Genomic DNA, 25,831 nt, shown 5'->3' on the forward strand with positions numbered 1-25,831 from the left:
TATTAATCCTATGTATAAATTTACTTAAAACATTATATCATAATTTTTTTCTTTTGAAACTTATCTTTAAAAAAATAATTATCCTTAAATATTCAACAATTTTTACCATTATCTATCTTTGACTATATTTATACAATAGTTACTATACTATTACTAAATTACATTTAATGTGTATTTATAATATAATTATATTATTACTAGGAAAGGGGGTTCCTTATGAATAATGATATGTATGAAAATCTCGGCAAAAAGATGAAAGAGTTAAGAATAAAAAATGGTCTCACACAAGAACAAGTAGCAGATGCGCTTAATGTAACCCCTGGTTATATTAGCAATGTAGAAAATAATAGAAGTGCAATGACGCTCCGCATGTTAATATACTATGCTAACTTAACCCATGTTTCTTTAGACCATTTAATCGGAAGTATAGATAGCTCTTATCAAGCAACATCTTTAGATAATGAATTACTTCAATTGTTAGAAACCTTATCGGATACCGATAAAGAAAAATTGATCAAAACCATTAAGTTATGGCTATTGAAATAATTCATTTCATTCTAGTACATGATAAAGGAGCAGTTACAATTTCAAAGTAACTGCTCCTTTTTTTATCTTATTTTAGATCCCCATATTGATTGATTATTGTTTCCAATCAATGAAAATGTCATTGTGTTTTTATGATTTATCGATTCATTATATTGTTTAAAAAATACTCCCTTATAGGTAACACCATCAATAATCATCGTACAATAATATTTATTTCCGTCTGCACCTGTCACTGTTTTCCATGTCCCGTTATAATCACCTGTAATCTTACCATTTGCTTGTAATACAACTTTAGAAGTTTTAAGCATTCCGGTATAGACCGTTGTGGCATCATTACCATGATTGACAATCTCATAGGTGCCTGCAATTTTACTTTTAGAATATCCAGATTTGGAAATTATGCTGCCAGAATATTCATAAACAGCAGTAACCGGCCAACCGTCTTCATTTATAAATTGCTGATGTACCCTGACTTGATGGGTCTCTTCTCCTTTATTAAATCTGGTGTGATATACTAGATATCGCTGACCATTATTATCAACAAATGCAGAATTGTGACCACCAGACTTATATCCTTTACTGCTAAACTCAGAAGGTGCAGCATTATTTAATGAAGAAAATGAATAATTACCAAATAATTTAATTCCCTTCCTTCTCTGATCCGCATTACTGCTTGTACATATTGCATCGTTACCGGCCGCATCTTTATAAGGGCCCTTTATATCTTTTGATCGAAATAGACGTAGATGATATCCACTAAAATTATCTGTTGCATTAAGTCCACAATATGATAAATACAAATAATAATATCCTGTTTCTTTATCATATACAATATAGGAACCTTCTCCTGTACATCCATGTCCTCCTGAAAGCTTAAGACCTAAATATTGGTCAGAATAATTATATTTTGTGGTATATTTATATGTATAATCCCTCAAACCTGTATTCTCATCCATTTTCAACATATATATTCCGCCAAACCATGATCCATATGACATCCAAAGATTGCCCTTCTTATCATAAATTAAACATGGATCAATTGCATTCGTACCGTATTTTGTATTCCAAGCTCCATTTAACAGATATCTACCTGCAACTTCATTACTTCCTGTTACCTTCCTATAATCAGTAGCCTTTGCATCTGCTTCATTTGTGAATCCTGAATAAACAATTGTACCTGCGTAAGTATAAGGACCGGTTATTCTATCTGCTGTAGCCAGAACTATAGAAGAATACAATCGTTCCCCATTAACGCTCATATACATGCACCATTTTTTCATTTTTTTATTGTAAATGACATCAGGTGCCCATAAATTGCCTTTTACATCATAAGAAGCGCTACCTCTGGCCGACCACTTTGCAGGTTCCGCAAATATATTGGCATAATCACTATTAATATTGGTCGTGAAATTTTTCCATGAAGATAAATTTTCAGATGAGGCAAAACTCATATGAGAACCAAAAATATAATATTTACCATCGGCCTTTACAATGGACGGATCATGTACCGAAACCCGGTCTGTAGACAGGGCTGCTGCTTTTACCACCCCTTTAAATACAGGTAAACCAACAAAAACTTGTACCAAAAGTATAAATACAAAAATAACACCCAAACATTTTTTTATCATTTTCACCCACATTCCTCCTTTCAAATACTTATGATATTCAATTAGTTCCTCTATACAATTTTCACAGATCTGTTAATTAAATCATAGCATTTAGGAATTTCTTGTACCATAGTTAAAAAGTCAAAAAACAACCTTAATTATTACATATTAGTAGCAGTTTCAACAATGTACATTTCGGCGTTTTTAACAATACAAGTTTCAAACAAAAAAATAATTCTTACATTTCCAACATTATTTGTTGAAATCGCAAGAATTACTCTGTTATATTTGTATGTATACATTTTTTTCCTAACATTCTCTTTGTTTGTTTTGTTCAAATGCTTCTAAACCATTTTTTCGCAATGTACATGCCGGACAAGATCCACAACCTGCCCCTTTTATTCCATTATAACATGTTAAAGTCTCTTCTTTAATTATGTCAAATACTCCAAGATCATATGCTAATTCCCATGTTTGTTCCTTATCAATCCACATCAAGGGTGTATGTATAACAAAAGGATATTCCATTGAAAGTTCTAACGTAACATTTAAAGATTTAATAAATATATCACGGCAATCCGGATAACCGCTATAATCGCTTTGGGAAACACCTGTAACAAGATGGCGGATTTTTCTTTGCTTTGCAAATATTGCTCCAAAAGTAAGGAATAAAAGATTTCTTCCATCTACAAAAGTATTCGGAGTCCCTTCTTTTGGTGCTTTTTCATCAACTTTAATCGTATCTCTGGTCAAAGAATTTGGCGCTAATTGATTCAATAGTCCCATATCTAAAATATGATGTTCTATCCCATATTTCTTACATATATCACTGGCACATTCTAATTCTAATTTATGCCTCTGCCCATAATCAAAGGAGATTGCAATTACATCTTTAAATTTCTTCTTAGCCCAGAATAAGCATGTAGTACTATCTTGTCCTCCACTAAAAATAACTATCGCACTTTCTTGTTCTACACTCATTTGTTATCATCCTTTCTGTAATTATTTCACTAATGTTATAAACTTTTGATGAAGCATAGGATCTGATTGAAATTTTCCACTTAAAGTTGTTGTTACTGTTTTTGCATTTACTTTTTTTATTCCACGAAATGTCATACATCCATGTTCACCTTCCACAAGAACTGCGACATCTTCTGAATTTGTAATCTTTTTGATAATTTCTAATATATCTGATCCGATTCGTTCTTGTAATTGCAGTCTTCTACCTACCATATCCGCTACTCTTGCAATTTTACTTAATCCGATCACTTTATCATTCGGGATATAAGCAACTGCCACTTTCATATTATACATAAGTGCCAGATGATGCTCGCAATGACTCATTATTTCAATATCTTTCATTAACACCATGTCTTTGCCTTTTTGAATAAACAGATCATCCTCAAATGTTTTTTTAAACATATCAGCAATTTCATCATTGGTATAATTAATTCCTTCAAATACTTCTGCATACATATCAGCTACTCTTTTAGGTGTGTCAATTAATCCTTCTCTCTGGGGATCCTCCCCTAAAGCTATTAGAATACCTCTTATATGTTCTTCAATTTTACTTTTATCTATCGCCATTTTTATACCCCCTTAGCTTCGCTGCCCCAAATAATTTTGTGCAGCTGCATCTGAAGTGTTGCCTTATTTAATTGATTCATTTTCATCCATTCTACAATATCTTCTAACTGAATTTTACCATAGACAGGACTAATATAAACATTTGTTTTTTCTAGTAATCTATTTTGATAAATAACCTGTTTCGCATGTTCTAAATCTGCTATTGTACTTACAACAAATTTAACAACATCCTCTTTCTGTAATGAGCTTAAGTTTTCTATTTTCATATATTGTTCCATCCTGCTGGAAGGAAGCTTATAGTCCATAGTTAATGTTACTCTTTCATTAAATCTTTGTTTTATTGGTAAAAGATCTATACTTCCATTCGTCTCTATTTCAATCTTAACATTTGAGACTTCCAGAAGAGACTCTATTAACTGTATTATATTATTTTGTAACAATGGTTCTCCACCTGTTAAAGTCACATGGTGTATTCCTGTACTTTTTATATAATCTGCGATTTCTTCTCTAGTAAGCTCTTCTGTTCCGCAGTCTTTTTGATTTGCCCAGAGAGTATCGCAGTAACTACAATGCAGATTACAGCCTTTAAACCTTACAAACACGGCTAATTGTCCTGCAAAAATTCCTTCTCCGTTTATACTAACAAATCGCTCTGCTATTTGATAATATTCCATTTTTACACCTCATCCTTCATAAACTGCACAGTTATTAGGTGTTTCATAAACAGAAACTCGCTTCACTTGATATCCTTTTTTTTCAATCGAGTGAAAAAAGAATTCAGCGAATTTCTCAGCAGTTGGACGAAACGGTATTGAAACAATACGAAAACCATCTTCTACTAAACAATTTAAAGTCTGTTCCCTCATCGTTTCTTTTTCAATAATTAAACAATGATCAAAATCTTCTGCTAGTTTTTTCAAATCTTTCTTCAATTGTGTAAAATCTACAACCATTCCTTTACATTGTCCTTCGTCCTGAAGCTCTTTGGTCTGAACTTCTACCAAAAGCCTCCACCTATGTCCATGAATATGACTACATTTTCCGTTATATCCCGATAAAAAGTGTGCACTGTCAAAGCTTTCTTCTACTATAATACTATACATCTTCTTTACTCCTTTGAATAAAATTAAGTCCATAATAACAACAACCGATAGCTCCATTATAGCCGGCTTCCGGAACCGTTATTACTTGTTCATAATGTTTGGATAAGTAGTAACTTAGTCCCTGATTATTGGCTACTCCCCCTGTCAACACCATTTTTTCACCTGGGAAAGCAGAAAGTAAAGGTCTTACTCTTCGATATAAAGAATAGTTAATACTGGCACATAATCTCTCTAAAGAAATCCCTTCTGCTATTTTTCCGATTAGTTCTGATTCTGAAAATACTGCACAAGTGGCATTAAGTTCTACCGGATTCTTATAATAATGACTCATATCTTCCAGAGAAACCTCTAATACATTTGCCATGTTTTCCAAGTACCTTCCACATGATGCTGCACATTTATCATTTAAATCTAAATCTGTTATGATTCCCTTTTCGACTTTTGCTATCTTTACATCCTGTCCGCCAATATCCAACAAAATGAAATTCTTCCAGCCCGTTTGAAATATACCTCCATAAACATGAGCTTTTACTTCATTAATTGGTGTAAACTCATTTAGATTTGTATTATTTCTTCCGTACCCGGTCGAAATTTTCATATCAATGTGATTTAATCCCAGACGATTCAAATCTACTATTAATTTTTCATCAAAATAACAGTAATCACGGTAAAATGACATTGTACTAATCATTTGTTTATGTATGATATTATTTTCCTCCATAACAACTACCTTAACGGCTCTGCTTCCAAGATCAATTCCCAGAACTCTCATTGATACACCCCCTTTAAGTCAGACAACATATCAATAAAAGCCTCTATTCTGAGTTTCGTTCTTGCGTCTAGGGCAGGGCTTTGATCTCCTTCGATATTCAAAATCGGAATATCAATGTTAGACTTTATCATAATATCATCCAGTGCCCTATGGCAGAATGCCTGTGTATAATGGATAATACCATCTAATTTTCGTTTTTCTATTTGCTTTTTTATTTCTTCTATCCGATACAGGTTTCCATATGGATACGTATAATCTAAATATTGATCTATAATGGAAACGGCATTGCCTGCACGCGGAAAAGTAAATTCCCTTTGAACTTCATTATATATAATTCTAGCATCTAAAGTTTCAACATAATCATATATGTCTATTGTCATAGGAGGGACTCCAATATATCCTAGACGAAGTTTTTTGGGATTGGCAGTTCTACTTTTCATTTCGTCAAGTACACTTTGGAGCATAACTGCAAATGATTTTGGATCGCCTTGAAAATCACTACAGCTTACCTGATATAAATGATTCTCAAAACCGGTCACCTTCTCTTCCTCAAAGGTAAGTCTGTCTATTTCCTGTACCAGTCTTCGAATCTGATTCAATTCTTTTCTCTTTTCTTCAACTTGGTCCAGATCTACTTGTAATTGTTCCATCAAATCCGAAAGGGACTTTTCTAATTCTTTCTTTTTCTGACTATATGGAAAAGAAAAAGGATAAATTTTTTTTCCTTTTTGTTTCCATAATTCTATTAGAGATTTGGAATTGGAACAATCACCTTCTATGACTCCGATAAGTTCATTTATTTGATGCTCCATACATACACCATACAAGCCTTTGATCCAAGCACACATACTCTTGGGAAAACCTTCTTTTTCAGCTACTTCAATATATCTCGCATTATTTTCTGCTGTTACAAATATATTATTTAAATCTATCGGAATTAAACCTGCACAGTATACTATTTCTATTGGAACTGTAGTTGTGATACCTATTTTATTCATCTCTTACCTTTCTACTCGATTCGAACCGTTTTTTACTAAAATAAAAAAGGACCCACCGGTCCTTAAATACTCAAAAATGTTCTGAGAAATAAGTCCTAGTTTTATTTATAGACAGGATGGATTACGAACTGTCTCATTTATTAACGTCCTTATTATTACTAAAAAATATCCGTTTGTCAAGTCATTTTAAGAATTATTATAATATTAACTATTAATTCGAGATTCGTTAGATATTTTAACCCACTTTCTGGTTTTTTTCATCGTTCCTCTGACATTTAAATATAGTTTGTAATTATCGTTTTCAAGTCCATACAAAGGAACTGCTACTGCATAAAGCATATTTGCAAAAATACTAAGAGTTTGTTTCGTTTCTGAGAAATCTTTTCTATAACAATGATTGGTTCCCACTAAATATACTTGTTCAACCGCATGATCTCTAGCTTTAATTAATATGATATCTTCACAAATACGAATATTATTTATATCTTTTTTATTCGTTACTTCTAAATTTTTAAATTGATTTTTATCTATACTGATTTTTTCTATTTTCTCAAGACCGCCCAAAACATACTCTTTTAAAATTGGCATTGGACGACTGATCTCTTTTATATAAGGTCGGAACGGATATGCTGTGAAAAAGCCTGTCTTAACGAAATATTCATTGATCGATTCTTTTACTTGTGTATCCATCTCAGCAATTAAACCATAATTATCTTCCATCGTTGGTTGTAAATGTCCTCCCATAGAAAATATTCTTTTTTCATCTCTTTTAAAAACAGCATTTGAACGTATGGTAGATTTATAAAACGGATACTTTTCTACCATTGTTACTGTAAAATTTTTTTCATCAATCCTAAATATACTGGCATAAGACTTTTCATCTTCATCAAAATAAGATACTTTTCTACGTTTGTCTACATGATTATCATAAAGTAGAACATAACTCACATGTTCCTCAAATTCAAATTGATCGCTTACATCTACTACTGCATGCTGCTGATAAAACCACTTTATATCTCCTTCGGGTATCAAGACTTTATCTTTCAGTGATGAATTATCCCAAAATTTAGGATTACTAAGTATCCAAACTAATTCATTGGTTTTCCAATCTATCTTTGCTATGCTATGAATATTTCTCATTGAAATCAATATTGTTTGAGTTTTATCTTGATATGTTACAGCATTGACATGAGCCCAATCGATTCTGTCGATACAAGTATCATCAAATAATTGATTTAAGGAAAGTTCTTTGCGTACTTCGCCTGTATTTCTGTCTAATTCCATAACTGCATTTTCTAAATAATCATCGCAGGTACTTGCACAAGCAACAATATTACCTCCTTCCGTCATTTCTGATGCATTATGATGAATTCCTTTGGGCACATAAAATGTCTTATATACTCTTCCACTAAAGTCCATTTCATGTATCTGTATTGCATGAGGATTTCCATGCGTTGGCCGGTTAATATCTTTTTCTTCATATAAGAACCTACCATTTGATAACAAGAAAATACCATATCCTTTTGATTGTTCCGCCAGATAATATCTGACATTCCCTGAAACATCAAAAGCACATGTTGTAATTGCAGTACCACCTGATATTAAAATAAATGGCTCTGATGAAGGCCTTGTTTTCTTCTTCACACGAATAATATCACGCCATTTTGCAGGGATAGAATCCGTTTTAATAGATAGTTCTCTTCTCTGGACAATTTCACCTTTTTTATTTTCAAGTGACATCATAATTACATTTGTACGATCCGCATATAGCCCTAAGATTTCAACTCGATGATCTGTCTTAAATTCCGTTTCTCCAAAAAAGGATTCCTCTTTTGTATCTCCAATTACTTCATATAAAACTTTATATTCTTCCTTTGTATTAAATACAGCCAATGCTGTTAACGGTGCTATATTATAAGGATCTAAAACAACCAGCATTGTTTCAAAACTATATTTTTTAGATTGCAATAAATCTTCTATTACTAAATCATTAGACATAGAGATTAATGGTCTGGCATTTCTTTTTAATATATTAGATTGTATGGAGTTTATCTTTATCCTGCTATATTGTTTTTCATAATGTCTTCCCATCAGCCTGAGCCAATAATAGTTTTTATTTTTATAGAAACTTATTTTTTTTAATTTCTTCAAAATATTGAAGACCCTGGTAATTTTTTGTTTCATCTTAATTCATTTCGTTCCTTTCTTGTTAGAAATTCTGTCTTAAACATTTTAAATACTTTGTTTATTTAATAAGTCTAATGTAAACCAAAACCGAACTCCATTTTTCTCATTTTCTACACCATAGTCACCATGGTGAAGCTTAATAATCGTTTGAACAATATAAAGCCCCAGCCCGGTTCCACCTATTAAGGTTTTTTCAATATTTGAATTATCCCCTTGATAAAAACTATTCCAAATTTTTTTCTTTTCTCTCTCGTCTATCTTTTCACCTTCATTATACACAGATACTGTAACCTTATTTTTTTCTTTCTCTGTTTCAACTTTAATATGAATCTGATTTCCAGTTTTGGTATGTTTAAAAGCATTTATGATATAATTACTGACTGCTTGTTCTAAGTACTTTTTATTTCCCATAACGAAACATGTTTTTTCTATATTAATTGTATATTTAATATTTTTTTGCTCCATTAAAACATGATAAGTTTCTAAAAGAGTGTTTACCAAATCACTTAAATTCAATGTACTTAATTCCATACTTTCAATTCCATGTTCGGCAGAAAATATAGCTAACATGCTCTCAATTAATTTATTCATATAATTAACTTCATCTAAAAGCGAGTTGTAATATTCTTCTTTTTTTCGCTCATCATTAAGATAATACAGCATTTCGACCTGGCTGGATATTACAGCCAAAGGTGTTTTTAATTCATGAGATACATTATTTACAAATTGTTTCCTCATTTTTTCCATTTCTGATTTATATCTATTTTCTTTCAGCAAATTCAAATTATATTTTTCCAATTTTAAGATATGATCTTGCAATTGATCGGACATAGAATTGATACTCCGTGCCAAACGATTCAGTTCAGTATAATTTATCTTTTCGCTGACTTTCAAAGTAAAATTCTTACCAGCTATATTCTGAGCTACTAAATCGATATCTTCAATTGGTTTTGATATTTTTCCAGCAGATATATTTATTAATACACTTCCTAAAAATATAGATATTATCAATGTAACAAATAATAATTTATTCGCATAGGAAAAACTTTTTTCTATCACATAGGTCCGCTCATAGATATAGACATAATAGTTCTTTTCATCTTGATTTACTAATCCCAACAAACTTATTCTCTTATTATTTTCCTTATGAGCTTTCGCATTATATTGAAATTCAAACTGCTTTTCTTTAATTCTCCTATCGATTCTTTTCTCTGTAACATCAATATCTGATAATTTATCTGTCATATATAGACTTCTAAATTTATCATCGGTAATAATAAATTTAATATTTTCTTCTTCATAAAAAGTAAAAAAATTAACTTCATTGTTATCTTCTTCACTATTATCTTTGCTATTATATTTTTCAATCTCCTTAGAAAAATCTAAGTCTTGAATTTCATTATAGGCTTTTTCCATCAATTTTTCTTTTTTATTAATATAATATGCATCAGCAAATAATAAGTAAAAGATACAGGTTCCACCTATTACACCTATTAATAATAATAACTCTGTAATAATTAATCTACTTTTGATCGTTTTCATTATTTTTTACCTCAAACCGATATCCGATCCCATAAATTGATTGAATATAAGAAGAATATTCTCTAAGTTTTGTCCGCAATTGTTTAATTACAGTATCAACAGTCCTTTCTCCTCCAATATACTCGATTCCCCATACGGAAGATAGAATCTGTTCTCTGGACAAAACAATTGATTCGTTTTCAATCAAATAAAGGAGCAACTGATATTCTCTAGGTGTCAATAACAATTCTTCTTCTTTTAGATATACTTTTTGACTGTTACGATATAATACTAAATCTTCAATTTCTACAAAATCATCATACTTAACAATACGTTTAAATATTGCTTCCATACGCACTTTAAGCACAGACAATAAAAACGGTTTCGTAATATAATCATCTGTACCAACATTAAAGCCTTTTATCTGATCACTTTCTGAATTTTTTGCAGTAATCATAATAACCGGAACTTTTGAAATATTTCTTATTTCCTCCAAAACCGTATATCCATCACAATAAGGCAGCATAACATCCAATAGTACCATATCTACGATTTGATTATTCGAACAAAATACCTCTAAAGCTTGTTCCCCATCCTCTGCTTCTAAGACATAATATTGGTTCATAAGCAAAAAATCCTTAACTGTCTTTCGTAATTTTTCTTCATCTTCAACCAATAAAATAACCTTCTGTTCATTTAACATAACTTGTTATATCCTTTCCTATACAAAGAAATACCGTACATTATATAAACTTTGATACTAATAAAGATAATGTAACTGAAATTATAATAAGTATCCCACTTTTAAACTTATATTTATAATACAAAAAAACATTCAAAATATAAATACCTAATATTATTCCTAATATAAATAAAGGATTCTTTTCTAAATTTCTTCCAATATTCATACCATTATTCAGCATTGAAATCATAACATTTAGCAATAAGCCTGAAACAATCGGCCTTATCCATCTTCGTATTAATTTTAAGACATCGAGTTCCTCAAAACATTCATACAAATAATATCCTAAAGAAAGTACTGCACAAGAACCTGTTACACTACATATAAATCCTGCAAAAGCTACTATATAACCGGCAAAAATACTTCCCGTTGCATGAAAGCCTATATAATAACCGATTCCAGACAATGTCTTACACAAAATAGAACCAGGCAAGATATTGACAATGGATACTAATCTTCCATAAAATTCATCTGCAGATACCATCTGGGTCGAAACAAACATTCCATCTGCCACAGTCAGATATGCATCCCCTCCGCCAAAAGAAATCCATGTAGAAAACATTCCTTTCACTAAGTAAATAGCAGAATCCATAGATACAACCAATGCCGGTATAGCAATGATACAAACTAAACTTAAACAGATGAACTCTGTCTTAATAAATGGATGCCATGGTACTATTCTAAATTTTTTTGATTTAGAAATACTATCTTTTAATCCATAGCAGGATAAACTTATCATAAGAACTTGAACAAATAGAAATACATATTCATTCTTTATCAACTCAGCCTTTCCAACACACAAAAAATATATAGTAACAATTAGTATAGAAATCAATGTGTTTTTCAAATTAAATCTACATTTTGTATAAAAAATACCGAAAAACGAAGCTGATAAAACATGAATGGCTGAAACTGCAAATATCGGCGTTTTATCAATTCCTATAAGATGATATATATTCTTCCCTCCAGTTAATAGAAATACTGCTAAAATAATAATACAAGTTTTTATAAAACGTACTTTATATTCCGACTGACTCTCCTGCACTACTTTTCGAACATAGTCCGTTAAAAGACACATAATAAAAGCAGTGATACCCAAAGAAGCAAATTCAATGATTGAACTCATTTTCGTTCCCATTCGTGAAAGAACTGAAATTAATAAAACTGTAATGATACCTCCCGGCAAAGACATTAGAAAAGCAGAGCTCAGCATACCTGTCACTCCAAATAATCTCTTCCCAACACCAGCAGCAATTTTTGTAGAAAATGCTCCTGGAGTTATACTAGCTACAATAACTTCCTTATTCAGTTCTTCTTTTTCTATTAAATGCTTTTCACTTACAAACTCTTGCTCAATAATAGGAATTACTGCATTTCCTCCACCAAATCCGATACATCCTGCTTTTAACATTGCTAAAGAAAAATCAAACTTTTTTTTCGTTTCCCTTTTCATTTTTATTCCCTTTTATCTTTTGTTTCTATAAAAATTGCTCTAAAGCATTCATGATATAGTCTACTGAAATTTCAATACTTTTACCTGTAGTATCAATTACAATATCTGGATTTTCAGGAGGCTCATAAGGGCTTGAAATGCCTGTGAAATTGGGGATCTCTCCTGTTCTTCCTTTCTTATACAATCCTTTAACATCTCTCTTTTCACATTCTTCCAACGGAGTACTTACATACACTTCAACAAAGCAGTCACCAATGATTTCTCTGGCACTTTGTCTATCTCTTGCATAAGGAGATATAAAGGATGTCAGTGAAATTAGACCTGCGTCATTCATCAGCTTACTTACTTCAGATACTCTCCGGATATTTTCTATTCGATCAGTCTCTTTAAATCCAAGGTTTTTATTGAGCCCTAAACGAATATTATCCCCATCTAAGGATATTGTATGTTTTCCCATAGATATCAAACGTTTTTCAACTTCATTCACAAGTGTAGATTTCCCTGCACCGGACAATCCTGTAAACCAAATGGTAAGTGGTTTCTGTCCCTTTTGTTTAGCACGAAATTCTCTTGTAATATCCATATCATGCCATGTTAAATTTTCACTTCGTCTTAAAGTATGTTCTATAACTCCACAAGCCGATGTCATATTATTGATACGATCAATCAGGATAAAACTTCCTAAAACCTTGTTATTCTTAAATTTATCAAAAACAATTTTATTAGCAACTGATATATCACAGACTGCGATTTCATTCTTCAGTACCTGATCTGTCTGTATATGTTCACCTTCATTGATATCAATCTTATATTTTATTTTCATTAATGTTGCCGGGACTACTCGTGTACCTACTTTTAAAAAATAATTTTTCCCTGATACCAGTTCCTGGTCATCCATCCAAAGAAGTGTTGCGGTAAATAAATTACTGACATAAATGTTTGTATCTTTATACAAAACACAGCCTCGTGATACATCCACTTCTCTATCTAACTGAATCGTTACTGCCTGTCCTTTCATTGCTCTGTCTGCTTGTCTGTCTGTTACAAATATATCTTTTATTTTTGCCGTCTCTTTACTCGGTAATACAGTCACTTCATCCCCAATGCAAATTTCACCGGCTTCAATTTGTCCCTGAAATCCTCTAAACGTATGATCCGGTCTGTTAACACGCTGGACAGGCATGATAAATCCTGCATCATCATCTTCATCAGTCATATCAATTTCTTCTAAATAAGTTAATAAAGGTTTTCCCTGATACCATTGCATCTTATCTGATAACTTTGTAATATTATCTCCCTCTGTTGCTGACACCGGAATCAAACAAAGACTGTCAAATTCAAATTCAGAAGCAAGTCTCCTTATTTTTTTTCTTATACTTTCATATCTTTCCTTTTCATAATGTATTAAATCCATCTTATTAACCGCAAAAACCATATGCTTAATACCCATTAAAGCACAGATTCTTGTATGCCGTCTTGTCTGATCTAATACACCTTGAGAAGCATCCACTAATATAATCGCTAAGTCTGCAAAAGAGGCTCCTACCGCCATATTTCTAGTATATTCTTCATGACCCGGTGTATCTGCTACGATAAAGCTGCGTCTTTCTGTAGTAAAATATCGATAAGCAACGTCAATCGTGATACCTTGTTCTCTTTCAGCCATTAATCCATCTAATAATAATGAATAATCTATTTCTCCATTTCTACTACCAACTTTACTATCCAATTCCAGAGCTCTTTCTTGATCTGCAAATAATAGTTTAGCATCATACAGCATGTGACCAATTAATGTAGATTTGCCATCATCTACACTTCCACATGTAATAAATTTTAATAAACTCTGCATATCAAAAATACCCCTCTCTCTTACGTCTTTCCATACTTCCAGCCGCTTCATGATCAATGACACGGCTTGTCCTTTCTGATGAAACTGCACTTAATGTTTCCTCAATAATAGTATCCAATGTATCTGCATCAGATTCTATTCCACCAGTTAATGGATAACAACCAAGAGTTCTAAATCTTACTTTCTTTAACTGCACTTTATCTTCCGGATACAAAGGCATCCTATCATCATCCACCATTATAATATTACCGTCTCGATAAATAACTGGTCTTTCTTTTGCAAAATACAATGGTACTATATTTATATTTTCTCTACGTATATACTGCCAGATATCTTTTTCTGTCCAATTAGAGAGTGGAAAAACCCGAATACTTTCACCTTTAAAAATTTTTGTATTGTATAATTTCCACATTTCCGGACGCTGATTTTTGGGATCCCATGCCTGTGCTTGATTTCGGAATGAAAAAATACGTTCTTTTGCTCTTGATTTTTCTTCATCTCTACGTCCACCGCCAAATGCCGCTGTAAATCCATAAAACTCTAATGCCTGCTTTAATGCTTGTGTTTTCATGATATCTGTATAAGCAGCTCCGTGATCAAAAGGATTAATCCCTTGTTCAATCCCTTCTTGATTAGAATGTACCAGCATCTCAATGCCGAATTTTTCAGCAGATTTGTCACGAAATTCTATCATTTCTTTAAACTTCCATGTAGTATCAATATGCAAAAAAGGAAACGGTGGTTTCTCTGGATAAAATGCTTTCAAAGCCAAATGTAGCATAACTGAGCTGTCTTTTCCAATTGAATATAACATAACAGGTTTTTCGCATTCAGCTGCAACTTCCCGCATGATATAGATAGCCTCCGCTTCAAGTTTATCTAAATGTGATAATTCATTCATACAATTCCTCCCGACTAATATAAAACCCAAATTGTTATAATTATATTGAAGAAATGTGATGGAAATATGTGAATCATGTCGATAATACCTTACTAGCATATGAAAAATTCGAGATTTAATTCTATATAATTTGTCACATTGTATATCCATAATACATATGTTATAATAAAGCAATCTGATTATGATACAAAGGAGGAATCAAAATGAAAACAATTGTAATCCCAGTTGATGGATCTGAATTTTCAAAAAAAGCGATGGAAAAGGGGAAAGAAATTGCTTCTATCGTAGATTGCAAAATCATACTTTTGAGCGTTTCAACTTTTACATTTCCAAATTTTCCGGTAGAATCTACGGAATATGCGAAAAGTATATACGACGATAAAAATTTAATTGCAACCAAAGCGAAAGAACTTACTAAAAATTATTTGAAAGAAGGAAAGGAATCCTTTGGTGATTTATCAGAAAAAGTAGAGACAGTCCTCTTAGAAGGAAATCCTGCATCTAAAATATTAGAATACTTAGAAGATAATGAGGTCGATTTAGTAATTATGGGTTCCAGGGGCGTAAGCAGTTCTGGAATACACCGACTTTTAGTTGGAAGTGTTACTACAAAAGTTCTACATATGGCTAAACAACCAATTTTAGTAATTAAATAATTTATACATATAGCAATGCGCCTTCATCATAAATTGAAGGCGCTTCGTTATATATGAAATCAGAACCCTTCTATCTTTCTCATCTTACGCAGCTCTGAACGTTTTACTCCAGCCTCCCATTCTGCTTTTTCCGTTTCTCCCTCAACAATTAAAGATGGTACTTTCATAGGTCTATATTTTTCATCCATAGCAACCATAACTACATAGGCTCGATTAATCATAGCCCTCATGCCATCCATAGATTCTACATAAGTATCTACACGTACTTCCATAGAAGTTCTTCCGACATATGTCAAATGACCAACCAGCACTACAATATCATTGGTCACTGCACCTTTTTTGAATATCAGATTATCAATTGCTGCAGTTACCGGATTTGCATGTGCATGTCGTCTTGCTACAATACTTGCAATTTCATCTATCCAGGCAAGCAATTGTCCACCAAACAGATGTCCACTCTCATTTATGTGTTTTGGCATTAAAATATAAGCTTGTTCAACCTTAGACTCACTTACTCTTCGAGCATTTTTATCATTTGTCATATAAACCTCCCAATAAAATATAAAATTGTTGATTGATTCTATTTTAATTATTAACTATTTTACAAGAACCAATCCATTAATGCCAGAATTATTATTCCTTTTCCTCTAATAATCCAGCCATTTTCAAAATATATTTTGCATTTGTAGTTCTACATTTTCCATCTCTTAATTTATAATCAAAACATATTTTGTCCTCTTCATAGTATTCTTGAAAATGATGATTTGTTCCTTTCACTTTTCTTTCATCAATCAAATTACATAACTCAAAATCATGCGTGGAAATCAGCGCAATAATATGCTTCTTATTTAAATTTTTAATAATTTCCTTCGCGCCGATAATACGATCAGAAGAATTAGTTCCTTTGAATATTTCGTCTATCAGAACCATCATACCCTTTTTCTGCTTTGCATACTCAATCATTTCTTTTATCCGTAAAACTTCTCCATAAAATGAAGATATTCCTTTGGTAACGTCATCCATCACCCGCATGGAAGTGAAGATTTTCATTTTTGATAATTTCATTTCTTTTGCACATACCGGTGCTCCTGCATAAGCCAAAACCATGTTTATTCCTATCGTCCGCATAAAAGTAGTCTTTCCCGACATATTAGATCCGGTTATAATTTGAATTCCTTGTTCAATTTTGAACGAATTTGAAATTGCTTTCTCTTTTGCTATTAATGGATGAGCTGCCTCATAAACTTCTAAATCAGGTTCTTTATTATCTACTATGATTGGAAAAACCACATCTCTATCCACACCCAGTATTGATAAACTGATCAGTGCCTCTAACTCTCCAATCACTTGAAACAAATCAAACATACTGGAACCATATTCTTTTTTCCACTTTTCAAGGAATTTTATGCAATGTATATCATACATCAATAAAACCTGTAGAAATATGTGTATATAAGGATTCGTTCTTACCATTAACGCTTCTTTTAAATGATACAACTGATAGATTCCTTTTGAAAGATTCCCCTGCATTCCAATCTTTTTCTGTAATCCTTTTAAATATTCTGATTTAAAAGGAGTTTTTTCTATACTCTTAACTATTTTTACATAATTATCAATGCCTGTACAGAAACGAAAAAGACAATTCGTTATTTTTCTATTCCTATAAGTGATAAAATAAGAACTTATTGTTTGAATAAATAATAATGAAAGTGGTACTTGTATCAGAAAAACTCCCTTAATATATAAACCAATAGATAAAAACAACAAAATCGGAAAAATGTATGAACTTATACGTAGGAAAGGATTCATAAGACCTTCTTTCATTTCTAAAAATCTCAAGAAACTTTCATACCATTTTTTATCAGTCTTTTCATTCTTTTTATCAATTAGCATACTTAAGATTTCAAATTCTATTGCAAAATCCTGATTTTCTAATAAGTCCTTAACTGCTTCCTGTCTTTCAGATATAATATTTATTTTCGGATCCTGTTCCATTAAAAAAGCAGCAAGTTTTTTCTTTCCTTCAGGAGTGCTGGCCACACACAAATATTGATATAAAGAATCTTTTCCTAATATATCCAAATTTCGTTCAACATTTGAGTTATCAGTTAAAAAAACTTCTCCTGTTTCTTCAAACTTTATCCAATCGCCTCTATTTCTATCTTCTCTTTTATTTATCACAAAAAGCCTGGTTTTTAGATATTCAAGTTCTTCATTCAATCTTTTATGTATCATAACTAAAATTAAAAAGATTATTCCAGAAAAAACAAAACTTATCTTATAATATAAATTTTTATCCGTTACACTGAAAATTAAAAAAAGGATTCCTATAAGGCCTATAAATAAGCGTAGATTTGAAATTATTTTAAATTTCTTTTCAACCTGTTCTATCTCATCATTCACTTTTTTTATGTTTTTTTCATAATTAAACATAAATCCCTCCATACATTTATATTTTTACTAATTCATTTATTATAACTTTTTATAATAACTTTTTCTACCTTTTCTAGTTAAGTCTTATTATTTATTCTGATGTAGTTTTCTAAATTAAAAGACCAGAATTATCATAAATCCGATAATTCTGGTCTTATATTATCTTTTACTTATGAATGAATCAAAACTATACTCTAGATAAATACTCACCTGTTCTTGTATCAATTTTGATAACATCATTTTGTTCTACAAACAAAGGTACATAAACCGTAGCGCCTGTTTCTACTACAGCAGGTTTGGTCGCTCCTTGTGCAGTATCACCTTTGAATCCGGGTTCTGTATCTGTAATCTGTAATTCAACAAATAATGGTGGCTCTACTGCAAAAACATTTCCATTGTGAGAACATATCTTTACCATCTCATTTTCTTTAACAAATTTCAATGCATCGCCAATAGATTCTTCATTTAATGCAATTTGTTCATAAGTTTCTACATCCATAAAATGATATAAATCACCATCAGAATATAAATACTGCATATCATTTCTATCTATACGAGCTTGCGGGCATTTCTCATTAGGTCTGAATGTTTTTTCTACAACCCCGCCATTTCTTATATTTTTTAATTTGGTACGAACAAAAGCTGCACCCTTCCCTGGTTTTACATGCTGAAATTCAATAATTTGATAAATGTTATTATCTAACTCTATTGTAATACCATTTCTAAAATCTCCTGCTGATATCATACTGATATTCCTCCTTCAAATACGCTTATGGACATACCCGTCCTTTCACTTCGTTTTATTTTATAATAAAACGATAGATTTTTCAACTGTTTTTTACATTTCAATCGCGGAGATCATATCAACACGTCTTTGATGACGTTCTCCTTCATATTCAGCATCTAAATAAGCATCTACAATTGCTTTTGCAACTTCTACTCCTACTATTCTCGCTCCAAATGCTATAACATTAGCATTATTATGTTCCTTGGTCAATCTTGCACTTACCGGTTCACTACAAACTGCTGCACGAACACCTTTTACCTTATTTGCAGCAATTGAAATCCCGATACCGGTTCCACAGATCAAAACGCCACACTCTGCCTCATTGTTCACGACGGCCTTCCCAACAGCTTCTCCGAAATTAGGATAGTCACAACTCTCATTGGTATTTGTACCAAAATCGATCAATTCATGTCCTTTTCCTTCTAAATATGCTTTTATTTCATTTTTTAGTTCCACTGCTGCGTGGTCATTTCCTATAGCAATCTTCATTTCATTAACCTCTCTCTTTGTAAAAATTTATATTTCAATGAGTTCTTTGGTAGAATGCGTTAGATTTATACATCCATCTTTCTTTACAACAACCATATCTTCAATCCGTACTCCTCCAAACCCAGGCAGATATATTCCCGGTTCTACCGTCTCAATTACATTCTCTTCTAGTATAATATTTCCTACCGGAGACAGTCTTGGTTCTTCATGAATAAACAAACCTACACTATGTCCAAGTCCATGTCCAAAGTATTCTCCATACCCTTCTTTTTCTATGATATCCCTGGCAACTTTATCTATTTCACTTCCTGTCTTACCTGCACATATTGCATCTAAAGCTGCTAATTGAGCCTTTAAGACAATTTGGTAAATTTCTTTCTGTTTTTGACTGGCTTTTCCGATAACAACTGTTCTTGTCATATCAGAACAATACCCTTCAAAAACACAACCATAGTCCATAGTAAGAAAATCTCCCGTTTCTAATTTCCTATTCGTTGGTGTAGCATGAGGCATAGAAGAATTGATACCTGAAGCTGCGATGGTATCAAAACTTAAACCAGATGCACCATTTCTCTTCATATGGTATTCCAATTCTGCTGCAACTTCAAGTTCAGTCATTCCTGGTTTTAATATGTTTAAAATTTCTTGAAAAGCCTTATCACCTATGGCTTCTGCCTGGGCTAACTTTTTGATTTCTTCTTCTGTTTTGACCATACGAAAAGAATTAAGTGAATTTTCTAACGCTACCCACTCTTTTAGTTTCCACATTTGATTAAATTTAAAATATTCAAAATATTTCATATGTAGATCTTCAAATCCTAACCGTTTTACATTATCTTCTAAAATAAATTCTCCGATCCACATACCATAATTTTTTTCTATTGATACTTCAATTACTTCAAATTCCTTTGCTTCCATTTTCGCTTGAATTGTATATCTGGTATCTGTTAACAATACGTGACGTTCATTAGATATGTAAAGATAGCCGGTTTCGCCAGAAAATCCACTAATATAACGTATATTAAACCCATCAGATACTAAAATAGCATCTAATAGGTTTTGATTTCGTAATTCCTCAATTCGTTTTAATACCATCTTATCGCTTCCTTTTTTGATAAAAATATAGAACAATCTTTTCTAAATTACGTTTCAGAACAATCTGAATTTCCTCTTTCGGATGAATAGGTTTAACAAGGATTGCTTTGATACCGGTTCGTTTTGCCCCAAACACATCAGTAAATAATTGATCTCCAACAAAGACCGTATTGTTTAAATTGGTCCCCATGATCTTCATTGCTTTTATATAATTTTTCCTAGATGGTTTTTTGGCATCAAAAATATAATTCACCTGTACATCTTGATGAAACATTTCTACCCGCTGTTGCTTATTGTTAGACATAAGACAACATTCAAATCCCATTTCTTTTAATTTATGAAAAAAATCAATCGCACGCTTATCTGCTTTTTCTCCATGTGGTACTAATGTATTATCAATATCAAATATGATTCCACGAAATCCTTGCTTGTGCAGCTTTTCAAAATCAATTTCATAAGTAGAATGCATATATTCATCCGGATAAAATCTTTGTAACATAATAATAATAATCTCCAGTCTATTTTACTAATTTTGAAATTGCCTTAAAATGTTCGGACTTAGCACTTTGTAATAGTTCAAACAATATGGCTTCATAAGTGGTGATAATAGCACCTTCATATTTTGCTCTTTCAATTGCAGCTTTTTTATCATTTTCTTTTCTGGATGAAACACAGTCTTCCACTAAAATAGGCTGATACCCGGCTTCTTTTATATCTATCAAAGTTTGTAATACACATACGTGCGATTCTATTCCACAAATAATAACATTTTTTCGGCCGGATTTGGCAAGTTCTTCTACCACTTCTTCATTACCTAATCCACTAAATGTAAATTTTTCATGAAATCTATCATGACCTAAAGCTTCCAAAATTTCTGGAGTAGTATTTCCTAAACCTTTTGTATACTGTGCTGTAACTATAGTTGGTATTCCCAGTTCCTTTAAACCGGCTAATAAAATATTAGATCTTTTCAAAAATTCTTCCTTATCAAAAATTGGCGGCAAAATTTTTTCTTGATAGTCAATAACAAGCGCTATTGTATCATCTGGTAATATTCTCATTACTTTCAACCTTTCTGCTATTTATTGTTAATTATATACTATCCGTTTTAATTATAACAAAAGTTATTAAAGATGCAACCAAAAATAAGGAATTTCATATTATTCAGATACTTCTACGTTTTTTGTAGCTATGATACTGATGCCGGTATTTGCTGAATTTTCTATTATTATATCACCTATTTTCACCGGTGCCTTAATAGAAATTGTTTTTAATTCTTTGATACATTCAAAAATTTTACCTTTCGGTACCGTATTTTGTGTTTTTACTGATACCATAGGAATCTTCCCGTTTTCTACTTTCACAGTACTTGTAACAATCCTGCTTGGATTCGTAACTTCCTCACGAACATAAAGTTCACCTCTTTTGCAGGTATTTCCTATTATACTGATAATTTGTTTTTCTTTCAATTTAACTTCTATTTCACAACCTAAAGGACAGCCAATGCATGTTAATTTTCTCTCCTCCATATGTCTATACCTCCTCTAATTTAATTGTAATTTGGGACAATTGAGGGTAATCATTCAATTTTGCTTTATCTAATAGAATACTCTCCATTTCCCCTGGTGCTACTACTGTTTTCTTTTTATGAATTACTCTTTCTTTATCAAAATAGACACTGATATAACAATTTTTATAAACTCCTGCAACACGGAATCTTATGACTACTGTATCATCCATCTGATCTAGTCGTATGATACCGGGCACTGTATATCGGATACCATTTTCTGATTTTAGTTCAATGATTTTCCCTAAATCGTTATTTTTACCAACTTTCAGTTTTTTTATGAATCTGGCTGCATTTTTTCCTGCCAAAGAAGCTTCCTCTGAAACAAAATCCACTAAATCATGGACATGAAGTACATTTCCACATGCAAATACCCCTTCTATATTTGTTTCCAAACTTTCATTCACATTAGGTCCTGAAGTAACTGTATCTAGTTCTATACCCATATTGTCACTCAACTCATTCTCTGGAATCAAGCCAACAGAAAGCAACAGTGTATCACAAGAATAGTATTCTTCTGTCCCTTTCATAGGACTGCCTTTTTGATCTACTTTAGAAAGAGTAATCCCTGTTATACGGTCTTTTCCATGAATCTTAGTTATAGTATGGCTTAATTTTAATGGAATATTAAAATCATTTAGACATTGTACAATATTCCGCTTTAATCCACCTGAATAAGGCATTAACTCTGCAACAACTTTGACTTTTGCCCCTTCTAATGTCATTCGTCTGGCCATTATAAGCCCAATATCCCCTGAACCTAATATTACTACTTCTCTGCCCGGCATATACCCTTCAATATTAACAAATCTTTGTGCTGTTCCTGCCGAGAATATACCAGCAGGTCTATAACCTGGTATATTGAGAGCTCCTCTGGAACGTTCCCGGCATCCCATCGCAAGGATAATTGTTTTTGCCTGTATTTCTATCATTCCTTCTAAAGAATTCATATAAGTTACAACTTTACTTTTTGTAATATTTACTACCATTGTATTTAATTTATATGTTATTTTTAATTTTTTTACTTCATCAATAAACCTATTGGCATACTCCGGTCCGGTTAATTCTTCATGAAAGGTATGAAGTCCAAAACCATTGTGTATACATTGATTTAATATACCACCTAATTCGTGGTCACGTTCAATTATTAATATTTGATCAATTCCATTTTTCTTCGCTGAAGCGGCTGCTGCTAGACCTGCTGGTCCTCCTCCGATAATCACTACATCATATTCACGCATATATTGACCCCCTTACGCTTGTTCTTTATTTCTATTGGTAAGAATAATAGATTCATTTCTGTTTTTTGTAATTTGTAATGAGCTTTCCTTAAGTTCTCTCGCCAATATCTCCATCGTCTTAGGCATACAAAAACCCGCTTGACACCTTCCCATTCCTGCTCTTGTCCTGCGTTTGATTCCATCTAATGTTCTGGCACCTAACGGTCTTCTTATTGCATCAATGATTTCTCCTTCTGTAATCATTTCACAGCGGCATATTATGGTTCCATAAGATGGATTATTTTTAATTAATTCATTACGTACATCTTTTGATAACTTCTGAGGGTCTAAAATTCCTTTGCGATGTCCTATATAATCAGGATTCGGTTTTAAATTCATCTCCGATTTCAAAATGTCAGCTACTCGAACTCCTATTGCAGGTGAACTGCTTAATCCCGGCGACTCTATCCCAGCGACATCAATAAAGCCCTTGGCATCCTTTACTTCTTCTATAATAAATTCATGTTTTTCCTCATGAGCTCTTAGTCCCGCAAAAGAAGTTATAATTTTTCTTCCCGATAAATGATTCACTGATTTACCAGCCTGATTTAATAAGCGTTCAAGTCCTTCCCGTGTTGTATCTGTGCCTTCTTTATCGTCTATATCAATTGCTGTTGGCCCAACTAGTAAATTTCCATGGACCGTAGGTGTTACTAATACTCCTTTTCCATATTGATTCGGCAATTGGAAAATAGTACTTTTGACCGTTCCTCCCTCTGTTTTATCCATCAGACAATATTCTCCTCTTCTTGGAGTTATATGGATTTTTTTCTCACTGACCTTATTATGGAACAAATCTGCATAAACTCCAGCCGCATTTACTACATACTGTGTCTCTATCATTCCACGATTCGTTTCAACTGCCCATCTGTCATTTTTTTTGAATATATTTCTGACCTTAGTATTAAATTTAAATTCAACCCCATTGGTATATGCGTTCTCTGCCAAAGCTATATTTAATTCAAATGGACATACGATGCCTCCCGATGGAGCAAATAGTGCGGCAACTGCATTTTCTGATATATTAGGTTCTTTTAATCTCAACTCTTTTTTATTTAAAATCTGTAATTCTTTTACATTATTTTTCAATCCTTTTTCATATAAGTCATATAAATTTGGCAATTCCTCCTCATGAAAACAAACAACGAGAGAGCCGTTTCTTTGAAAAGGAAAATCTAACTCTTTCGCTAAAGCTCCCATCATTTCATTTCCTTGGACATTTAATTCAGCCATAAGAGAACCTAAAGGCGCATCATACCCTGCATGGACAATTCCACTATTCGCTTTGGATGTTCCACTACATACATCTTCATCCTTTTCTATCACACATGCCTTTATCTGATATCTGGATATTTCTCTTGCACATGCACAACCCGAAACACCAGCACCTATTATAATTACATCATACATTCTTTTCACTCCATTCTATAAAATAAAAAAAGTCAAGCAATAAACACATCATTCTTTGATGTGTAAATCGCCTGACTCATTTTCTCGCAGCACCTATTTCATTATAGTTTAATATATTCTTTTACCAAGGAATTGCTCCATACAATAATACGGCAGCTATCCCTCCAATAATAGGTCCAAATAATGGTACTATCGCATAACCCCAGTTAGAACTGCCTTTTCCTCTAATCGGAAGCAATGCATGTGCAATACGTGGACCAATATCACGAGCCGGATTAATTGCATAACCAGTTAAACCTCCAAGTGACATGCCGATCGATACTATGATTCCAAATACTAATAATCTATCAAGTCCTGGAGCTAACTCAATTTGCCCTAAACCTTTAATCGCAAATACCAATACAAATGTTCCAATGATTTCACTTAATAAATTTAGAGGCAGGTTAGGAACAGATGGACTTGTTGAAAATACTCCCAATTTGGTGCCTTGATCTTCTGTTGCATCAAATTGACCTTTGAACAGAATATAAACCATGCAAGCACCAATAAAAGCTCCTGCGAATTGTGCCAAAATATAACCCGGTACCATTTCCCATCCAATACTTCCCTCTACTGCCAATGCAATGGTAAGTGCCGGATTAAAATGTGCTCCTGAGGCAGTTACAAAGATAAAAGCTGGAATTAGAACTGCAAGCCCCCACGCCATAGTTATTTGAACACTACCGGCACCTTTCATACCGGACTTATTCAATGTCACATTCGCTACAACACCATCACCTAGTAAAATCAACATCATTGTACCAATTAATTCAGCAATATATGGTAACATAAAACCTCCCCTTCCTTTC

General features: G+C 32.4%; 26 protein-coding genes. 2 read left to right on the plus strand and 24 right to left on the minus strand.

The annotated features are described in order from the left end of the window. Window positions 1-216 precede the first annotated feature (216 nt). Complete coding sequence (locus tag DWV06_RS04740; RefSeq protein ID WP_115481029.1) at window positions 217-546, plus strand: helix-turn-helix domain-containing protein; 330 nt, start codon at window positions 217-219, stop codon at window positions 544-546. 62 nt (window positions 547-608) lie between these two features. Here DWV06_RS04740 and DWV06_RS04745 read toward each other — a convergent pair whose 3' ends face one another. The 13 genes from DWV06_RS04745 to cysD all read right to left on the minus strand — a co-directional run bounded on the left by DWV06_RS04745 (window position 609) and on the right by cysD (window position 15,266). Next, a complete protein-coding gene (locus DWV06_RS04745) occupies window positions 609-2,174 on the minus strand; it encodes a glycoside hydrolase family 43 protein (RefSeq protein ID WP_235828898.1) in 1,566 nt (521 codons plus the stop codon). Between the two features lie 288 nt (window positions 2,175-2,462). Beyond that, window positions 2,463-3,134: a 7-cyano-7-deazaguanine synthase QueC gene (queC, locus tag DWV06_RS04750; protein ID WP_115481031.1), complete on the minus strand. Its 672-nt coding sequence runs from the start codon at window positions 3,132-3,134 to the stop codon at window positions 2,463-2,465. A 21-nt stretch (window positions 3,135-3,155) separates the two neighbouring features. Continuing rightward, window positions 3,156-3,740: a GTP cyclohydrolase I FolE gene (folE, locus tag DWV06_RS04755; protein WP_115481032.1), complete on the minus strand. Its 585-nt coding sequence runs from the start codon at window positions 3,738-3,740 to the stop codon at window positions 3,156-3,158. A gap of 2 nt (window positions 3,741-3,742) precedes the next feature. Continuing rightward, window positions 3,743-4,414, minus strand: coding sequence for a putative 7-carboxy-7-deazaguanine synthase QueE (queE, locus tag DWV06_RS04760; protein WP_115481033.1), 672 nt, complete (start codon window positions 4,412-4,414; stop codon window positions 3,743-3,745). A gap of 9 nt (window positions 4,415-4,423) precedes the next feature. Next, the gene (locus tag DWV06_RS04765; protein ID WP_115481034.1) at window positions 4,424-4,843 is read right to left on the minus strand and encodes a 6-pyruvoyl trahydropterin synthase family protein; all 420 of its coding nucleotides are present in this window, start codon (window positions 4,841-4,843) and stop codon (window positions 4,424-4,426) included. Beyond that, window positions 4,836-5,615, minus strand: a complete 780-nt coding sequence (locus tag DWV06_RS04770) for an acyl-CoA dehydratase activase (protein WP_115481035.1) — start codon at window positions 5,613-5,615, stop codon at window positions 4,836-4,838. Before DWV06_RS04770 ends, DWV06_RS04765 begins: the two co-directional genes overlap by 8 nt. Then, the gene (locus tag DWV06_RS04775; protein ID WP_115481036.1) at window positions 5,612-6,613 is read right to left on the minus strand and encodes a 2-hydroxyacyl-CoA dehydratase family protein; all 1,002 of its coding nucleotides are present in this window, start codon (window positions 6,611-6,613) and stop codon (window positions 5,612-5,614) included. Before DWV06_RS04775 ends, DWV06_RS04770 begins: the two co-directional genes overlap by 4 nt. Window positions 6,614-6,817: 204 nt before the next feature. After that, window positions 6,818-8,764 (minus strand): aryl-sulfate sulfotransferase, encoded by a 1,947-nt coding sequence (locus tag DWV06_RS04780; protein WP_162300578.1) that lies wholly within the window; start codon window positions 8,762-8,764, stop codon window positions 6,818-6,820. An 81-nt stretch (window positions 8,765-8,845) separates the two neighbouring features. Then, a complete protein-coding gene (locus DWV06_RS04785; protein ID WP_115481038.1) occupies window positions 8,846-10,342 on the minus strand; it encodes a sensor histidine kinase in 1,497 nt (498 codons plus the stop codon). Further along, window positions 10,323-11,024, minus strand: coding sequence for a response regulator transcription factor (locus tag DWV06_RS04790; RefSeq protein ID WP_115481039.1), 702 nt, complete (start codon window positions 11,022-11,024; stop codon window positions 10,323-10,325). The genes DWV06_RS04785 and DWV06_RS04790 overlap by 20 nt, the downstream gene beginning before the upstream one ends. Before the next feature lie 40 nt (window positions 11,025-11,064). After that, a complete protein-coding gene (locus DWV06_RS04795) occupies window positions 11,065-12,516 on the minus strand; it encodes a chromate transporter (RefSeq protein WP_115481040.1) in 1,452 nt (483 codons plus the stop codon). 25 nt (window positions 12,517-12,541) lie between these two features. Continuing rightward, the gene (gene cysC, locus DWV06_RS04800) at window positions 12,542-14,365 is read right to left on the minus strand and encodes an adenylyl-sulfate kinase (protein ID WP_115481041.1); all 1,824 of its coding nucleotides are present in this window, start codon (window positions 14,363-14,365) and stop codon (window positions 12,542-12,544) included. A 1-nt stretch (window position 14,366) separates the two neighbouring features. Continuing rightward, entirely contained in the window at window positions 14,367-15,266 is a 900-nt protein-coding gene (cysD, locus tag DWV06_RS04805; RefSeq protein WP_115481042.1) for a sulfate adenylyltransferase subunit CysD, read from the minus strand. Window positions 15,267-15,469: 203 nt separating this feature from the next. Between cysD and DWV06_RS04810 the strand changes: the two genes are divergently transcribed. Continuing rightward, window positions 15,470-15,922 carry a universal stress protein gene (locus DWV06_RS04810; RefSeq protein WP_115481043.1) on the plus strand — a complete coding sequence of 151 codons (453 nt, stop codon included), beginning with the start codon at window positions 15,470-15,472 and terminating at the stop codon, window positions 15,920-15,922. Window positions 15,923-15,981: 59 nt separating this feature from the next. Here DWV06_RS04810 and DWV06_RS04815 read toward each other — a convergent pair whose 3' ends face one another. The 11 genes from DWV06_RS04815 to DWV06_RS04865 form a co-directional block, all read right to left on the minus strand. Next, window positions 15,982-16,464 (minus strand): acyl-CoA thioesterase, encoded by a 483-nt coding sequence (locus tag DWV06_RS04815; RefSeq protein WP_115481044.1) that lies wholly within the window; start codon window positions 16,462-16,464, stop codon window positions 15,982-15,984. 91 nt (window positions 16,465-16,555) lie between these two features. Then, window positions 16,556-18,355 (minus strand): MutS-related protein, encoded by a 1,800-nt coding sequence (locus DWV06_RS04820; RefSeq protein WP_162300579.1) that lies wholly within the window; start codon window positions 18,353-18,355, stop codon window positions 16,556-16,558. A gap of 187 nt (window positions 18,356-18,542) precedes the next feature. Then, entirely contained in the window at window positions 18,543-19,100 is a 558-nt protein-coding gene (gene efp / locus DWV06_RS04825; protein WP_115481046.1) for an elongation factor P, read from the minus strand. A 93-nt stretch (window positions 19,101-19,193) separates the two neighbouring features. Next, on the minus strand, window positions 19,194-19,631 hold the full coding sequence (gene rpiB / locus DWV06_RS04830; protein WP_115481047.1) for a ribose 5-phosphate isomerase B: 438 nt from the start codon (window positions 19,629-19,631) through the stop codon (window positions 19,194-19,196). Between the two features lie 27 nt (window positions 19,632-19,658). Further along, window positions 19,659-20,726: an aminopeptidase P family protein gene (locus tag DWV06_RS04835; RefSeq protein ID WP_115481048.1), complete on the minus strand. Its 1,068-nt coding sequence runs from the start codon at window positions 20,724-20,726 to the stop codon at window positions 19,659-19,661. 1 nt (window position 20,727) lies between these two features. Next, a complete protein-coding gene (locus DWV06_RS04840; RefSeq protein WP_115481049.1) occupies window positions 20,728-21,225 on the minus strand; it encodes a YqeG family HAD IIIA-type phosphatase in 498 nt (165 codons plus the stop codon). Window positions 21,226-21,244: 19 nt separating this feature from the next. Further along, entirely contained in the window at window positions 21,245-21,787 is a 543-nt protein-coding gene (locus DWV06_RS04845) for a hydrolase (protein ID WP_115481050.1), read from the minus strand. A gap of 99 nt (window positions 21,788-21,886) precedes the next feature. Continuing rightward, complete coding sequence (locus tag DWV06_RS04850; RefSeq protein ID WP_115481051.1) at window positions 21,887-22,255, minus strand: DUF1667 domain-containing protein; 369 nt, start codon at window positions 22,253-22,255, stop codon at window positions 21,887-21,889. Between the two features lie 4 nt (window positions 22,256-22,259). Continuing rightward, entirely contained in the window at window positions 22,260-23,534 is a 1,275-nt protein-coding gene (locus tag DWV06_RS04855) for an NAD(P)/FAD-dependent oxidoreductase (protein ID WP_115481052.1), read from the minus strand. A gap of 12 nt (window positions 23,535-23,546) precedes the next feature. Beyond that, window positions 23,547-24,983, minus strand: a complete 1,437-nt coding sequence (locus DWV06_RS04860; RefSeq protein ID WP_115481053.1) for an NAD(P)/FAD-dependent oxidoreductase — start codon at window positions 24,981-24,983, stop codon at window positions 23,547-23,549. A gap of 121 nt (window positions 24,984-25,104) precedes the next feature. Next, complete coding sequence (locus tag DWV06_RS04865; RefSeq protein ID WP_115481054.1) at window positions 25,105-25,812, minus strand: MIP/aquaporin family protein; 708 nt, start codon at window positions 25,810-25,812, stop codon at window positions 25,105-25,107. Window positions 25,813-25,831: the final 19 nt, after the last annotated feature.

This window comes from Anaerosacchariphilus polymeriproducens, assembly GCF_003363435.1.
Classification (GTDB): Bacteria; Bacillota; Clostridia; order Lachnospirales; family Lachnospiraceae; genus Anaerosacchariphilus; species Anaerosacchariphilus polymeriproducens.

Excerpts from the sequence above, each read along its gene's own strand:
- DWV06_RS04790 (WP_115481039.1), bottom strand. The coding sequence starts at position 11,024 with ATGTTAAATGAACAGAAGGTTATTTTATTGGTTGAAGATGAAGAAAAA.
- DWV06_RS04795 (WP_115481040.1), bottom strand. The coding sequence starts at position 12,516 with ATGAAAAGGGAAACGAAAAAAAAGTTTGATTTTTCTTTAGCAATGTTA.
- DWV06_RS04855 (WP_115481052.1), bottom strand. The coding sequence starts at position 23,534 with ATGCGTGAATATGATGTAGTGATTATCGGAGGAGGACCAGCAGGTCTA.
- DWV06_RS04775 (WP_115481036.1), bottom strand. The coding sequence starts at position 6,613 with ATGAATAAAATAGGTATCACAACTACAGTTCCAATAGAAATAGTATAC.
- DWV06_RS04835 (WP_115481048.1), bottom strand. The coding sequence starts at position 20,726 with ATGGTATTAAAACGAATTGAGGAATTACGAAATCAAAACCTATTAGAT.
- folE (WP_115481032.1), bottom strand. The coding sequence starts at position 3,740 with ATGGCGATAGATAAAAGTAAAATTGAAGAACATATAAGAGGTATTCTA.
- cysD (WP_115481042.1), bottom strand. The coding sequence starts at position 15,266 with ATGAATGAATTATCACATTTAGATAAACTTGAAGCGGAGGCTATCTAT.
- DWV06_RS04785 (WP_115481038.1), bottom strand. The coding sequence starts at position 10,342 with ATGAAAACGATCAAAAGTAGATTAATTATTACAGAGTTATTATTATTA.
- DWV06_RS04845 (WP_115481050.1), bottom strand. The coding sequence starts at position 21,787 with ATGAGAATATTACCAGATGATACAATAGCGCTTGTTATTGACTATCAA.
- queC (WP_115481031.1), bottom strand. The coding sequence starts at position 3,134 with ATGAGTGTAGAACAAGAAAGTGCGATAGTTATTTTTAGTGGAGGACAA.
- DWV06_RS04770 (WP_115481035.1), bottom strand. The coding sequence starts at position 5,615 with ATGAGAGTTCTGGGAATTGATCTTGGAAGCAGAGCCGTTAAGGTAGTT.
- cysC (WP_115481041.1), bottom strand. The coding sequence starts at position 14,365 with ATGCAGAGTTTATTAAAATTTATTACATGTGGAAGTGTAGATGATGGC.
- DWV06_RS04840 (WP_115481049.1), bottom strand. The coding sequence starts at position 21,225 with ATGTTACAAAGATTTTATCCGGATGAATATATGCATTCTACTTATGAA.
- rpiB (WP_115481047.1), bottom strand. The coding sequence starts at position 19,631 with ATGAAGATTGCTATAGGAAATGACCACGCAGCAGTGGAACTAAAAAAT.
- DWV06_RS04745 (WP_235828898.1), bottom strand. The coding sequence starts at position 2,174 with ATGATAAAAAAATGTTTGGGTGTTATTTTTGTATTTATACTTTTGGTA.
- queE (WP_115481033.1), bottom strand. The coding sequence starts at position 4,414 with ATGGAATATTATCAAATAGCAGAGCGATTTGTTAGTATAAACGGAGAA.
- DWV06_RS04820 (WP_162300579.1), bottom strand. The coding sequence starts at position 18,355 with ATGTTTAATTATGAAAAAAACATAAAAAAAGTGAATGATGAGATAGAA.
- DWV06_RS04860 (WP_115481053.1), bottom strand. The coding sequence starts at position 24,983 with ATGTATGATGTAATTATAATAGGTGCTGGTGTTTCGGGTTGTGCATGT.
- DWV06_RS04850 (WP_115481051.1), bottom strand. The coding sequence starts at position 22,255 with ATGGAGGAGAGAAAATTAACATGCATTGGCTGTCCTTTAGGTTGTGAA.
- DWV06_RS04815 (WP_115481044.1), bottom strand. The coding sequence starts at position 16,464 with ATGACAAATGATAAAAATGCTCGAAGAGTAAGTGAGTCTAAGGTTGAA.
- efp (WP_115481046.1), bottom strand. The coding sequence starts at position 19,100 with ATGATATCAGCAGGAGATTTTAGAAATGGTATTACAATAGAGTTAGAT.
- DWV06_RS04765 (WP_115481034.1), bottom strand. The coding sequence starts at position 4,843 with ATGTATAGTATTATAGTAGAAGAAAGCTTTGACAGTGCACACTTTTTA.
- DWV06_RS04740 (WP_115481029.1), top strand. The coding sequence starts at position 217 with ATGAATAATGATATGTATGAAAATCTCGGCAAAAAGATGAAAGAGTTA.
- DWV06_RS04810 (WP_115481043.1), top strand. The coding sequence starts at position 15,470 with ATGAAAACAATTGTAATCCCAGTTGATGGATCTGAATTTTCAAAAAAA.
- DWV06_RS04865 (WP_115481054.1), bottom strand. The coding sequence starts at position 25,812 with ATGTTACCATATATTGCTGAATTAATTGGTACAATGATGTTGATTTTA.